Source organism: Novosphingobium sp. (assembly GCF_040079535.1).
GTDB lineage: Bacteria > Pseudomonadota > Alphaproteobacteria > Sphingomonadales > Sphingomonadaceae > Novosphingobium.
This window is the reverse complement of sequence record NZ_JBEBKB010000054.1, coordinates 1-13,790: the sequence shown is the minus strand read 5'-3', so window position 1 is coordinate 13,790 and position 13,790 is coordinate 1. Positions and strand designations below refer to the sequence as shown.

The window sequence follows — 13,790 nt, the reverse complement described above, 5'->3', positions numbered from 1 at the left end:
CCCGTTTAAGGTACCCTGTGGGTGGTCGGGCCGGGGGAGCGGGCCGGCGTTGCAAGCCAGACGCGGAGGCGGCTGGCTACCCACCAAGAACCCCCTTCGTCGACGGCACAGCCCCCTGCTTGCGCGGATCAAGCTCTACCCCTGCGCGCATCGCCCGGGCGAAACCCTTGAAGATGCCTTCGCAGATATGGTGGTTGTTGCTGCCATACAGCAGCTCGATGTGCAGCGTGATCCCCACAGCTTGCGCGATCGAATGGAACCAGTGCTCGAACAGCTCGGTATCCATTTCGCCCAGCCGCTCCTGCGAGAATGCCGCCTTCCAGGTAAGGTGCGGGCGCCCCGAAATATCCAGCACGACCCGGCTCAGCGCCTCATCCATGGCTGAATGCGCCTCGCCATAACGGCCGATCCCGCCTTTATCGCCCAGCGCCGCCAGGATCGCCTGCCCGATCGCGATCGCGCTATCTTCGGTGGTGTGGTGCTGATCGACGTGGAGATCGCCCTTGATCCGGCAGGTGATGTCAATCAGCGAATGGCGGCTGAACTGCTCGATCATGTGATCGAGAAAGCCGATTCCCGTGGAAACGTCATAGCTGCCAACCCCATCGAGGTTCACTTCGACCTCGATGGCGGTTTCATGGGTCTTGCGGGCGATTCTGGCACTGCGCATGGGGAGGGCCTATACCCCTCAAAGAAGCGTTGTCCAGCCTGACAGCTGGGCGCAACACCGGCCCGCTCCCCCTCCCGGCCACCCTATCATAGGTAGCCTATGCGTGGCCGGGAGGGGGAGCGGGCCGGTGTTGCAAGCTATCGATGGTTGTCGATAGCGTACCCACATGGAATCCCTTTCCCCCTTGACCCGTGCCGCCGCGATGGCCACTTGTCGCTGCATGAGCGAGACCCCGGTAGACAGCCTGATCCCCTATGACGAAATCGTGCAGGAGGCTCTGCGCGCGGTGGTGGGCCGGGTTCTGGGTCAGATCGAGACAACCGGCGGCGATCTGCCCGGCGCACATCATTTCTACATCACCTTCAAAACCACCGCGCCGGGGGTGAATATTCCAACCCACCTCAAGGAACGCTTTCCTGATGAGATGACGATCGTGCTCCAGAACAAGTTCTGGGAGCTGACCGTGCTGGAAGATCAGTTCAGCGTCGGCCTGTCATTTGGCGGTGTGCCCAGCAAGCTGGTGGTGCCGTTTTCCGCGATCACCGCATTTGTCGATCCGGCGGTCGATTTCGGCCTGCAATTCCAGGCTGTCGGCACTGAAGATGCCCCGGCCCCGCACGATGATGCTGAAAATGACACTCCCGATACGCCTGCCGTGACCAGCGAGGATGGCTCGAACGTGGTCTCGGTGGATTTTGGCAAGCGCAAGTAATGGCTGACAACCGCCTGATTGCTGACATCGCGCGGCGCAATGGCGGCAAATTGCTGGATGCGGCAATCGATACGCTGCTGCCCGCCGATGGCGCAAAACCGCCTGCCGGCAAGAAAACCGTGCTGGGCAGCGTTGCCGGCGCAGTGGCAGTCCGGCTGGCGACCCGATCGGTTCCGGGTGCCATTGTGGTCGGCGGGGCAATGCTGGCCAAGCGCCTCTATGATCGCCGCCACGCAGCAAAAGCGCCGGAAAAGGCCAAGCCCAAGACTTGATTTAGGCCCCCTGCCTCTGGCATCAGCAACCATGACTTCCGACACCCGACCCAATGCGCTTCTGCGCCGCGGCCTGATGCTGATCCTGTCCTCACCATCGGGGGCGGGCAAAACCACGATCAGCCAGATGATCCTTGATCGCGATGCTGAGATCAACCTTTCGGTCTCTGCCACCACCCGCCCGATCAGGCCCGGCGAAATCGATGGGGTGCACTATCACTTCATTGATCAGGCCGCGTTTGACCAGATGGTCGAGGCGGAAGAATTCTATGAATGGGCCACGGTTTTTGGCCATTCCTATGGCACCCCCAAATCGCAGATTCGGGCCGGCCTGAAGGAAGGGCGCGATTTCCTGTTTGATATTGACTGGCAGGGCACCCAGCAGCTTTACCAGAAGGACCAGCAGGATGTGGTCCGGGTGTTCATCCTGCCCCCCAGCATCGAAGAACTGCGCCGCCGCCTGACCGGCCGCGGGACCGACAGTGCGCAGGTGGTTCAGGCCCGGATGGACCGCGCCCGCGCCGAAATCAGCCACTGGGACGGCTATGACTATGTCGTGGTCAACGATGATGTAGAGGCCTGCTATACCCAGGTCTGCGAAGTGCTCCACGCCGAACGCATGAAACGCGCCCGCCAGACCGGGCTGATCGAATTTGTCCGAGGACTGATGCGGGATTGACGCTTCCGGCGTTGCCGCCGGCCCTAATGCCCCGAAGGGTCGTTGAACACCTCGGGCACCCAGCCGTTGACGATCCCGCCGTCGATCGGAATTGTCGTGCCGACCACATAATCGCCCGCCCGGCTGGCCAGATAGATCGCGCCGGCGGCCATATCTTCGGCCATGCCCACCCGATGAAACGGAATGCCCTTGGCCGAACCTTCGGGATTTTTCGCCGCCGCCTTGTTCATTTCGCTTGGGAACGCACCCGGTGCAATTGCGGTGACAACGATGTTATCCTGGATCAGCCGCGCCGCCATCCGTTTGGTCAAATGGACTACTGCCGCCTTGCTGGCCTGATAGCTGTAGGTTTCCCAGGGGTTGGGACGCAGGCCATCAATCGAGGCGATGTTGATCACCTTGGCCGGACGGTCAAATGATCCGGCTGCCTTGAGCAGCGGGAACAGCTTTTGGGTGAGGAAGAACAATGATTTGACGTTCAGATCCATCACCTTGTCCCAGCCCGCTTCGGGGAATTGCTCGAAATCGGCACCCCAAGCCGCCCCGGCATTGTTGACCAGAATGTCGAGCTTGCTTTCGCGCGCCGCCAATTCTTCGGCAAGGCGCTTGATCTCATCCATCTGGGAAAGATCGCCGGGCAGGCCGATCACCTTGCCGGGATACTGTGCCTCAAACTCGGCCAGCGTCTCGGCGATCTGCTTGCGCTTGCGGGCGGTGATGTATACCTTTTCGCATCCAGCGGCGAGAAATCCTTCGAGCAGCATCTTGCCAATCCCGCGGCTGCCGCCAGTGATCAGCGCGACTTTGCCCTCAAGGCTGAACAGTTTGGTGAAATCCATTTTTTCTCTCCCGTTTCCTCATCCCGAATGCAATTCGAGGCGCTGGGTCAATACCCGCTCAGCTTCGCCACACGGTCTGCGTGATAATATAGATCGCCCATGAATTCAGCCAGCGCGCGATCGCGTTTCATGTAGAGGCCGATGTCGTATTCATCGGTCATCCCGATCCCGCCGTGCATCTGGACGCCTTCCTTGACCGCAAGACTGGCGACTTTGCCGGCCTTGGCCTTGGCGACCGAAACCATCAGATCAGCCTTTTCGCTGCCCCCATCAAGCAATTGCTGTGCCTTGATTACCACCGCGCGGGCAATTTCCAGTTCTGAATAAAGGTGCGCAGCGCGGTGCTGCAGCGCCTGAAATTCGCCGATCAGCTTGCCAAACTGCTTGCGCTGCTTAAGATAAGTGGTGGTCATTTCGAATGAGCCCTGGGCCACGCCCACGCTTTCCGCCGCCGCGCCGATCCGGCCTGCATTGACCACCTTGTTCAGCACTTCGCGCCCGCCATCCACTTCGCCGATCACAGCATCGGCATCAAGCTGCACGCCATCAAGCTTTACGTGGGCGGCCTGCGCGCTATCGACCAGCCGCGCCACATCAAGGCTTAGTCCGGCCGCATCATTCGGCACTGCGAACAGCGTGATCCCGGCATCGTCATCGTCCGATCCGGCGGTTCGCGCCGCCACTATCAGCATATCCGCACTGCCGCCGTGGATCACGAAAGCCTTGGTGCCGGTCAGCTTGAAGCCATTCCCGGCGCGCTCAGCGCGGCAGGCGATCCGCTCTGGCCGGTGCTTGGGGCCCTCGTCAATTGCCACGGCGAACACGCTGTCACCGGTCAAAAGGCCGGGCAGGTAGCGCCCCCGAAGCTCGTCCGAAGCCGCACCCAGCGCGGCCGCCGCCATCACCGAGCTGGTCAGGAACGGCGACGGCGTAAGGTTGCGGCCGATCTCTTCCAGAACGATCCCGGCTTCAACATGGCCCATCCCCAGTCCGCCATCGGCCTCTGCCACCAGCATCCCGGTGAAGCCCATTTCGGCGAACTGCTTCCACAGGGCATGGCCGAAACCATCCTTGCAATTGATATCGCGGAAATGGCGCAGCTGCTTGGCAATATTGCCTTCATCGGCCAGAAACCCACGCGCGGTGTCGGCCAACATGGCCTGGTCTTCGGTGTGATAAAGCGGCATCGGTCAGGCTCCCGGCAGATCGAGAATGCGTTTTGAAATGACGCCCAGCATAACTTCGCTGGTGCCACCTTCGATCGAATTGGCTTTGGTTCGCAGCCATGAACGGGCCTTGCCGCCGTGATTGGAACTTTCGCTTTCCCATTCCAGTGCGGCGCTGCCGCCAGCAGCCATCAGCAATTCGTGGCGGCGCTTGTTGATCTCGGTCCCGGCATATTTCATCATGTTGGGCTGCGCGGGATGGGCCTTGCCGACCTTGATTTCATCCAGAAACTTTTCGCCCATCGCGCTGAACGCCAACGCATCAACATCGAACATCGCCAGCTCTGCGCGCAGCAGCGGGTCTTCCAACCCGTTGCGCTTGGCAAAACCGCCGATGGTGTTCATCCGGTCATTCCCGCCCGCGCCCGAGATCATCTCGCGCTCATGCCCCAGCAGGTACTTTGCGACATCCCAGCCGCGATTGAGATCACCCACGATCTGGTGTTTGGGCACCGCTACATTATCAAAGAAGGTTTCGCAGAATGGCGAGTTTCCGCTGATCAGCAAGATCGGCTTGGTTGAAACGCCGGCACTTTCCATATCAAACAGCAGGAACGAAATGCCCTGATACTTGTTGGTCTTGTCAGTCCGGACCAGGCAAAAGATCCAGTCAGCCTTGTCAGCATAAGAGGTCCAGATTTTCTGGCCACTCACCACCCAGTGATCGCCCATATCCTCGCCATAGGTCTGCAAACTGACCAGGTCAGAGCCCGAGCCGGGTTCCGAATAGCCCTGGCACCAACGGATTTCGCCGCGCGCAACCTGGCCCAGATAGTGAATCTTTTGATCTTCGGTCCCGAATTTGAGCAGCGCCGGGCCAAGCATCCAGATCCCGAAACTGGAAAGCGGCGGGCGAGCCCCGATCCGGTTCATTTCCTCGCGCCAGATCTTGGCCTGGGCCGGGTCCATCCCCGCACCGCCATAGGGCGTGGGCCATTCGGGCACGGTATAGCCCTTGGCCACACAGCGTTCCAGCCACAGCTTCTGCGCTTCGTTCTTGAATTTGAACTTGCGTCCGCCCCAGCACATATCGTCATCATCGCGAACCGGCTCACGCATTTCGGCCGGGCAATTTTGTTCAAGCCAGGCGCGGATCTCCGCGCGGAAAGCGTCAAGGTCTGACATGGTCGGGGCTCCTTTGTTAACCGCAAGGTTAAATGGACTTGGGGGCAAGGTGCAAGCACCGAATTCGGCGGCCTGCATGCCGTAACGGAAAGGCCAAAAGCGTTGACCCGCCCTGCCACCGCCTTAAGCTGGCTGGCATAGGACAAAACAGGAGCGGACATGCGATTCTCAGGCAAATCGGTCGTAATCACTGGCGCGGCATCGGGTATCGGGCGCGCAGCGGCACTGCTGTTCGCGCGCGAAGGCGGGACCGTTTTTGCCGCCGATCTCAATCTGGCCGGGGCCGAGGCTGTTGCCCGCGAAGGGGAAAATATCATTCCGGTGGTCTGCGATGTCTGCGATGTCGCCCAGATCAAGAGTTTGATGGACCACGCTGCCGGCACGTGCGGCGGGATTGATGTCTTGTTCAACAACGCTGCTGCGGGCGGCGCGCGCGGCCGGATTGACGAAGTTGACAGCGAAGGCTGGGACTTGACCATGAACCTGGTGCTGCGCTCGGTCGCGATGGGGATCCATCATGCCGTGCCGCACATGAAACACCGCAAAGGTGCAGCGATCGTAAACACCAGTTCGGTGGCAGCGGTCGGACCGGGCTATTCGCCCACCGCCTATGCCGTAGCCAAGGCCGGAGTGCTGCACCTGACGAAATGTGCGGCAACCGATCTGGCGCAGTTCGGGATCCGCGTGAACGCGGTGCAGCCCGGCTTTATCAATACCAACATCTTTACCGCTTCGATGGAAATGCCGGCTGAGCTGGTCGATCAGGCCAAGGCGATGATCCTCCAGATGTCGAGCCATGCCCAACCCGTCGCCCGGCCCGGCCAGCCCGATGATATCGCCAATGCCGTGGCGTTCCTGAGCAGCGAAGCGGCCAGCTTCGTAACCGGCACATCGCTGATCGTCGATGGCGGGATCACCGTGGGCCCGCGCCATTCGTGGGATCCAGAGGCACCGGGGCTGTTCGATGCACTGACTGCAATGGCGGAGGCGGCACAGGCGAGCCAGCCGCAGTGACCGCGCAGGCCCAGAAGCTGCCGACCCGGCTGGCCGTTTTCCATGGGCTGGGTTCGATCGCCTATGGCATCAAGGACAACGGTTTTTCGACCTTCCTGTTGCTTTACTGCAACCTGGTCCTGGGGATGGATCCGCGCACGGTCAGCCTGGCTTTGATGTTGGCGCTGGTGATCGATGGCTTCATCGATCCCATGGTCGGTTATATGTCAGACCGCACTGTAACCAATTGGGGGCGGCGCCTGCCGTGGCTCTATATCGCGCCAATTCCGCTTGCAATTGCCTGGGTCACGCTGTGGTCGCAAACCGAAGCGCCCGGTTTTTGGGGCCTGGTAGCCATGGCCGCTACGGTGCGAATTCTGGTTTCGTGCTGCGAGGTTCCCTCGGTCGCGCTGGTACCCGAATTGACCCGCGACTATGACGAGCGCACCACCTTGATGCGGTTCCGCTTTCTGTTCGCCTGGGCCGGCGGCCTGCTGTTGATGTTTTTGGCCTATTCGGTCTTCCTTGCCGGGCCAGAAGGCATGCTTTCTGCCGATGGATACCGCAATTACGGATTGTTCGGCGGGGTACTGATTGCCCTGGCGGTGCTGGCTTCGGCTGCCGGGCAGCATGCCCTGATCGCGGTCCGTCCGCCTGCCCCCAAAAGCCCGTTCAGCCTGCGGACCGCATTTGCCGAACTCAAGGAGTGCTTCTCGCACAAGGCATTCCTGATCCTGCTGCTGGGCGGAGCATTGGCCAACACCAGCCAGGGCGTGACCTTTTCGATGAGCAACTACCTGTATCTGTTCGTCTGGCGCTTCAGCACCGCTGATCTTTTCTGGTATCCGCTGGTGCTGTTCGCCAGTGTAATCGTCTGTTTTTTGGTCCTGCCCCATTGGCACAAGCGCTGGGGCAAGCGCGATACGGCGGTGGTTACAGCGGTGCTTGGTATGCTGTTCTGGGTCACCCCGTTCATCCTGCGTGCGATGGGCCTATGGGCACAGGAAGGCACACCCGCATCGACCATCCCGGTGTTTGCGTTCTTCTTCGTCTGCAATGTCTTTTCGGTCAGCGCGATGGTTTCAGCTTCTTCGATGATGGCTGATGTGGTTGAGGCATCCGAGGAGCAAACCGGCCGCCGAAGCGAAGGCGTGTTCTTTTCAGGCAGCTTTTTCATGCAGAAATGTTCGACCGGGCTTGGCATCTTCATCACCGGGCAGATGCTGGCGATGGCCGGGCTGCCCGAAAAAGCTCGGCCCGGACAAGTCTCGGCGGCGGTGATCGATAGCCTTTCACTGACCTATATCATTGTGGTCGCCGTTTTCGCGGTGCTTATCGCGCTGGTGCTGCGCCGCTTTCCGATCACCCGGGCCGATCACGAAGCCCGTGTGGCGGCGCTTGGCGCGGCGCGGATCAACCCCGATGCGGAGGGCATGCACCCTTAACCGCCCGCTTAAAACCCCTTGGCGCAGGCTCAGTCACGTGGCACTGAGCACGGCGAGATTCGACAGTATCACCGAAAGGACCACCCCATGGATTTTGATCCCACCGAACGGCAGGTTTACTGGCGTGACCGTGTTCGCGATTTCATTGAAAGCAATGTTCGCCCGCGCACCGGCGATTACAAGAAGCAGGACGCCGAGGGTGAGCGCTGGAAAGTGCTGCAAGTGGTTGAGGATGAAAAGGCCAAGGCCAAGGCCGCTGGCATCTGGAACCTGTTCATGCCGCCGCAGATGGGCCGGACCCACGTGGACGATAGCTTTGAATTTGAGGGTCCGGGGCTGACCAACATGGAATATGCCCTGTGCGCCGAAGAAATGGGCCGGGTCGGGTTTGCGTCCGAGGTGTTCAATTGTTCTGCGCCCGATACCGGCAACATGGAAGTGTTTCACCGCTATGGCACGCGTGAACAGAAGGAACAGTGGCTGAAGCCGCTGATGAACGGTGAAATCCGTTCCGCCTTTCTGATGACCGAGCCGCAGGTGGCCTCGTCTGATGCAACCAATATCGAATGCTCGATCAAGCGCGAAGGTGATGAATACGTCCTCAATGGCACCAAGTGGTGGTCATCGGGCGCTGGTGATCCGCGCTGCAAGATCGCGATCGTAATGGGCAAGACCGATTTTGAGGCGAAGAAGCATGCCCAGCAATCTATGGTGCTGATGGAACTAAACGCGCCGGGCGTTGAGATTGTCCGCCACCTGCCGGTGTTCGGTTATGACGATGCGCCGCACGGGCATATGGAAATCAAGCTCAACAACGTGCGGATCCCGGCCAGCAACATGCTGCTGGGTGAGGGTCGCGGGTTTGAGATTGCCCAGGGCCGCCTTGGGCCGGGCCGGATCCACCACTGCATGCGCACGATCGGGGTGGCCGAAGAAGCGCTGATGCGGATGGTCAAGCGGCTATCCAGCCGGGTTGCTTTCGGCAAGCCGATCTCCACCCATTCGATCTGGGAACAGCGCATCGCCGAAGCCCGGATCGAAATCGAATGCTCGCGTCTGCTCTGCCTCAAGGCGGCGGACATGATGGACAAGGTTGGCAACAAGGCCGCCCAGGCCGAAATCGCGATGATCAAGGTCAAGGCGCCGAACATGGCGCTCAAGATCATCGATGATGCAATCCAGGCCCACGGCGGCGGCGGCGTTTCGGAAGACTTCGGTCTGGCCAAAATGTATGCCGGCCAGCGCACCCTGCGCATCGCCGATGGCCCCGATGAAGTGCACAGCCGGTCGATCGCGCGGCTTGAAATGGGCAAGTATGCCCCGCCAAGCGAAGCCGGGATGAGCTCTGGCGACATCGGCGTATCTCGCTGAGAACCTACCCCCCCTCCTGCCGCGCGGGAGGGGGCTATCAAGTGGAGAGAATACGATGAAAGCCGCAGTTCTGATCGAACCTGGCAAGCCGCTTGAGATTGAGCAGCTCCAGATCAGCAAGCCCGGCCCGCATGAAGTGCTGATCCGCACGGCAGCTTGCGGCTTGTGCCATTCGGACCTGCACTTCATCGAAGGCACCTATCCCCACGCGCTACCCGCAGTGCCGGGCCACGAAGCGGCCGGGATCGTCGAGGCGGTGGGCAGCGAAGTGCGCACGGTCAAGGTGGGTGATGCGGTGGTGTCCTGCCTTTCGGCTTTTTGTGGGCACTGCGAATATTGCGTTACCGGGCGGATGTCGCTGTGTCTGGGCGCAGAGACCCGCCGCGCACCAGGCGATGCACCGCGTCTTTCGCGCGGTGATGGCAGCGCCGTGGCGCAAATGCTCAATCTTTCGGCCTTTGCCGAAATGATGCTGATCCACGAACACGCCTGCACCCGGATCAATCCCGAAATGCCGCTTGATCGGGCTTCGGTGCTTGGCTGCGCGGTGACCACCGGCGCGGGTACCATCTTCAACGCCTGCAAATTGACCCCAGGCGAAACGGTAGCCGTGATCGGCTGCGGCGGGGTTGGCCTGGCCGCGATCAATGCCGCCAAGATTGCCGGAGCCGGGCGGATCATCGCCGCCGATCCCATGCCGGAAAAGCGCGAATTGGCGATTCGGCTGGGCGCAACTGATGTGGTCGATGCGCTGGCACCCGATGCTGCTGCACAGATCCTTGAACTGACCAAGGGCGGGGTCGATCACGCGATCGAAGCCGTGGGCCGTCCGGCTTCGGGCGAGCTGGCGGTAAAATCGCTGCGCCGCGGCGGCACCGCCACGATCCTGGGGATGATGCCGCTTAGCCACTCGGTTGGCCTAAGTGCGATGGACCTGCTTTCGGGCAAAAAGCTGCAAGGCGCGATCATGGGGGCAAACCGCTTTCCGGTCGATATGCCGCGCCTGGTTGATTTCTACATGCGCGGATTGCTCGATCTGGATTCGATAATTGCTGAGCGGATCCCGCTGGAAAAAATCAACCAGGGTTTTGAAACGATGAAATCGGGTGCATCGGCGCGCAGCGTCATCGTGTTTGACCAGTAAGCGAGCGCACCATGAGCGAAGCAATCAACGCAAATGAAGCTTTTGTCGGAACGGTTGAGCCCGAAGGAGCTGACCGGCTTGACGAAAGCAAGCTAGCCGAATGGATGTCGGCCAATGTCATAGGCTTCGAAGGCCCGCTCCACCTGACCAAGTTCAAAGGCGGGCAATCCAACCCGACCTACAAAGTGGACGCAAAAAGCGGAAATTACGTTTTGCGGCGCAAACCGTTCGGCCCGCTGCTGCCCTCGGCCCATGCGGTTGACCGCGAATACAAGGTCCAGAACGCGCTAAACAAGGCCGGATTCCCTGCGGCCAGGCAATATGGGCTATGCACCGACGAAAGCGTGGTCGGATCCTGGTTCTACATCATGGACATGGTTGATGGCCAAACGATCTGGGATGGCGCGATGCCTGGCGCCGCGCCCGAAGATCGCCGCCAGACCTATTTCGCGATGATTGATACGCTGGCGCAGCTTCATAACACCGATGTCGAGGCTGCCGGTCTGGCGGACTATGGCAAGCCCGGAAACTATTTCGGCCGTCAGGTTGATCGCTGGACCAAGCAGTACAAGCTTTCCGAAACCGAACACATGCCCGATATGGAACGGCTGATTGAATGGCTTCCGGCCACGCTGCCCGAACAGACCCGGACCAGCGTGGTGCACGGCGATTACCGGATCGACAACATGATCTGGGCCAAGGATGAGCCAAAAGTGCTGGCGGTGCTCGATTGGGAACTTTCGACCCTGGGGGATCCGCTGGGTGATTTTTCCTATGTTGCGATGGCCTATGTTACGGAAAACGGCGGCCGCAGCGGCGTCCAGGATCTGGACCGGAAGGCGCTGGGCATTCCAGAGCTTGACGAAGTGGTGGAGCGCTATTGCGCGGCTACTGGCCGCAGCAGCCTGCCCGACATGAACTGGCTGTTCGCCTACAACTTTTTCCGTCTGGCCGGCATTCTGCAGGGCATCAAAAAGCGCGTGCTGGATGGCACCGCCAGCTCTGCCCATGCCAAGGCCCAGTCTGACCGGGTCCAGCCGCTGATCGACCGCGCGGTGGAATTTGCCGAAAAGGCCGGGATGTAGCGCGGGGATTGCCCCCGACTAGAATTTACGGCTCCAGCTGGCGGCCAGTCCCTGATCGTCGGGCAGGCTGGCATAGTGGCCCGGATCGGTCCGGTAAAACAGGCTGATCATCGCCGATCCGCCCCATAACGGACTGCGCCAATTGATTTCGGTATCAAGCTCGCGCCCTTGCGGCGCAAGATCGAGCGTGCGGACGGCCAGAGTTGGCAGCAGCGTGGCATAGGAATAGCCGACCGGCAAAGTGAGTGCGATCCCGCCGCGTTCCACCCGCAATGGCTGGGCCAGCCGCAGCGAAAGGCTGTCGCTATCACCAAAAAAGCCTTCGCGGGTTGCATCAATCGACCAGGCCGAGCTTAGCATTCGTCCGCCAGCAATCGTGCCGGCGCTGCGGGGATAGGTTGCTCCGCCGCGCAAGTTTGCCCCCAGCCGCCAGCCAAGCCCCGGACGCCAGCTGGCACCCAGATCGGCGAACACGCTTTCGGCCCCGCTGCTGGCAAAGCCATCGTTAAAGCGCGCGCCCAGAATTGTGCGTTTCTCATCAAGCCAGCTGGCACCCAGTGCAAATTGCAAATTGCCGCGCTTGGTATCGACCGACAGGCCAAAGCGATCGGCCGCTTCATAGCGCCGCCGGTCTAGCTGGCTGGCCGCGGTCCAGGCCGGGGCAGCAGTAATTGCGGTGCCATGTTCGGCGCTGGCGGCAAAACCCCAGCTGCCCAATTGTTGGCGCATGGCAAAGCTCATCAGATTGTCCTGTCCGAAACCGGGATTATCACCGGGTGCGCGGGCGATCAGAAAGCCCGGGCTTTCGCGCTGTTGCAGCTGCGAGACCAGCCCATCGGCCCCTTGCGAAAAGCCAAAGGCCGCGCGCGCCTTGGGCGTCAGCTGCATCACCACCCGGCCAGCCAGCACCGATGCCATCCGCTGGTCTTCGCCGCTCATCCGCAGTCCGCTTTGCCAGGCCAGGCGTTCGATCCGGCCCCGGCTATCAACCGTGAAAGCCAGCGACAGCCGATCATTCCCGAAGCTTACATTGCGGCTGTGCGCCGACAGCGCCGGGGCCAATCGCGGCTGCAAATCAGCGCTGCGGATCAGCGAGCCAATATTGTATTGATAGGCGCGGTCATAGCTATCGAGCACAATCGCGCTGACCCCGGCCGATCTGCCCTTGGCGTCACCCATCGGGCCTGACGTAACCAGCGTGGTATCGCCCAGCGGTATTGCGGTGGTCGATCCGGCCAGACTGGTGGCGCCTTGCGGTGCAAAGGCGCTGGTGATGTTCAAGATTCCGCGGCCATAGATCGGATCTGTGCCCGGATCGCCGGCATCGCTGGCCGTGCGCAGCAGCAGTTCAACCACCTGCTGCGCGGTCAGATTGGGAAAAGCCTCGCGCAGCAGCGCGACTGCTCCGGCGATCTGCGGAGCCGAAAAACTGGTGCCCGAATAGACAAACACCGAACGCGAGCCATCGGCATTGGTAACAACCTTGAGCACCCCGTTTTCATAAGTGCAGCAAACCCTTTCGCCGCGCGCCGAAAGATACCAGGCGGCCCCGGTTCCGGCCCTGTTGCTGAAAGCTGAGATCAAGTTGCCAGCGCCAACCGAACCGGCAATGATAACATTGCCGTTGCCGGCCGCAACCAGCCCCGCCGCCATCGGATCGGGGTTGGCAGGATCGACTGCCGGGTCGGTCGAATCCCCATCGTTCCCGGCCGAAACGATTACCACCACCCCGGCATTGGCGGCATTGACGATCGCGGCGCGCAATGTGGCATTTGGCGGCGATCCGCCCAGCGAAAGATTGATCACCTTGACCCCGGCCGCAACAGCCGCGTTGACCCCGGAAGCAATGCTGCTGTCAGAGAATGTGCAGCCCGCTTTCGGATCCGGATCGGCGCAGGTTCCGGGGGTATCCCCGCGAAACATCACAATCGTTGAATTGAACGCAATCCCCATAACCCCGGTATTGTCACGTGCGCCCGCGGCGGCCAGCGCCACGCCAGTTCCGTGATCGCTATCGGGATTGGTCAGCTCGCGGTTGCCCGCTACATCGCGTGAGGCCGGATCGATCCGGCCGGCAAATTCCGGGTTGGTAGTATCGATCCCGGTATCGACAATCCCGATTTTGATACCCTGCCCGCTGTAACCTGCTGCCCAGGCGGTGATCGCACCGTGCTGGCCGGGCCCGGTCGAGCGATTGAACTCGCTGGTCTGAAAGGCAGAGCTCGGGCT

13 protein-coding genes are annotated in these 13,790 nt (G+C 61.0%); 8 read left to right on the top strand and 5 right to left on the bottom strand.

All coding sequences use genetic code 11. The features are described 5' to 3' along the window. Positions 1-76: 76 nt before the first annotated feature. The gene (gene hisB / locus ABL914_RS12895) at positions 77-670 is read right to left on the bottom strand and encodes an imidazoleglycerol-phosphate dehydratase HisB (RefSeq protein WP_391563593.1); all 594 of its coding nucleotides are present in this window, start codon (positions 668-670) and stop codon (positions 77-79) included. A 220-nt stretch (positions 671-890) separates the two neighbouring features. Here hisB and ABL914_RS12890 point away from each other — a divergent pair, with 220 nt between their 5' ends. The 3 genes from ABL914_RS12890 to gmk are packed head-to-tail and all read left to right on the top strand — an operon-like array spanning position 891 to position 2,333. Then, positions 891-1,382, top strand: coding sequence for an SspB family protein (locus ABL914_RS12890; RefSeq protein WP_391563592.1), 492 nt, complete (start codon positions 891-893; stop codon positions 1,380-1,382). After that, entirely contained in the window at positions 1,382-1,654 is a 273-nt protein-coding gene (locus tag ABL914_RS12885; RefSeq protein ID WP_391563591.1) for a hypothetical protein, read from the top strand. The genes ABL914_RS12890 and ABL914_RS12885 overlap by 1 nt, the downstream gene beginning before the upstream one ends. A gap of 31 nt (positions 1,655-1,685) precedes the next feature. Then, positions 1,686-2,333, top strand: coding sequence for a guanylate kinase (gmk, locus tag ABL914_RS12880; RefSeq protein ID WP_391563590.1), 648 nt, complete (start codon positions 1,686-1,688; stop codon positions 2,331-2,333). Between the two features lie 23 nt (positions 2,334-2,356). Here gmk and ABL914_RS12875 read toward each other — a convergent pair whose 3' ends face one another. The 3 genes from ABL914_RS12875 to ABL914_RS12865 are packed head-to-tail and all read right to left on the bottom strand — an operon-like array spanning position 2,357 to position 5,523. Next, positions 2,357-3,172: an SDR family NAD(P)-dependent oxidoreductase gene (locus ABL914_RS12875; RefSeq protein WP_391563589.1), complete on the bottom strand. Its 816-nt coding sequence runs from the start codon at positions 3,170-3,172 to the stop codon at positions 2,357-2,359. Between the two features lie 47 nt (positions 3,173-3,219). Further along, complete coding sequence (locus ABL914_RS12870) at positions 3,220-4,359, bottom strand: acyl-CoA dehydrogenase family protein (protein ID WP_391563588.1); 1,140 nt, start codon at positions 4,357-4,359, stop codon at positions 3,220-3,222. A 3-nt stretch (positions 4,360-4,362) separates the two neighbouring features. Then, positions 4,363-5,523, bottom strand: coding sequence for an acyl-CoA dehydrogenase family protein (locus tag ABL914_RS12865; protein ID WP_391563587.1), 1,161 nt, complete (start codon positions 5,521-5,523; stop codon positions 4,363-4,365). A 159-nt stretch (positions 5,524-5,682) separates the two neighbouring features. Here ABL914_RS12865 and ABL914_RS12860 point away from each other — a divergent pair, with 159 nt between their 5' ends. From ABL914_RS12860 to ABL914_RS12840, 5 genes are all read left to right on the top strand, one after another. Beyond that, positions 5,683-6,537, top strand: a complete 855-nt coding sequence (locus ABL914_RS12860; RefSeq protein ID WP_391563586.1) for an SDR family NAD(P)-dependent oxidoreductase — start codon at positions 5,683-5,685, stop codon at positions 6,535-6,537. Continuing rightward, positions 6,534-7,961 carry an MFS transporter gene (locus ABL914_RS12855; RefSeq protein ID WP_391563585.1) on the top strand — a complete coding sequence of 476 codons (1,428 nt, stop codon included), beginning with the start codon at positions 6,534-6,536 and terminating at the stop codon, positions 7,959-7,961. The genes ABL914_RS12860 and ABL914_RS12855 overlap by 4 nt, the downstream gene beginning before the upstream one ends. An 87-nt stretch (positions 7,962-8,048) precedes the next feature. Further along, on the top strand, positions 8,049-9,332 hold the full coding sequence (locus ABL914_RS12850; RefSeq protein WP_391563584.1) for an acyl-CoA dehydrogenase family protein: 1,284 nt from the start codon (positions 8,049-8,051) through the stop codon (positions 9,330-9,332). A gap of 55 nt (positions 9,333-9,387) precedes the next feature. Next, positions 9,388-10,476, top strand: coding sequence for a Zn-dependent alcohol dehydrogenase (locus tag ABL914_RS12845; RefSeq protein WP_391563583.1), 1,089 nt, complete (start codon positions 9,388-9,390; stop codon positions 10,474-10,476). Positions 10,477-10,487: 11 nt separating this feature from the next. Next, positions 10,488-11,561, top strand: coding sequence for a phosphotransferase family protein (locus tag ABL914_RS12840; protein WP_391563582.1), 1,074 nt, complete (start codon positions 10,488-10,490; stop codon positions 11,559-11,561). An 18-nt stretch (positions 11,562-11,579) separates the two neighbouring features. Here ABL914_RS12840 and ABL914_RS12835 read toward each other — a convergent pair. Beyond that, on the bottom strand, positions 11,580-13,790 hold a 2,211-nt coding region (locus ABL914_RS12835; protein WP_391563581.1), incomplete at its 5' end, for a S8 family peptidase.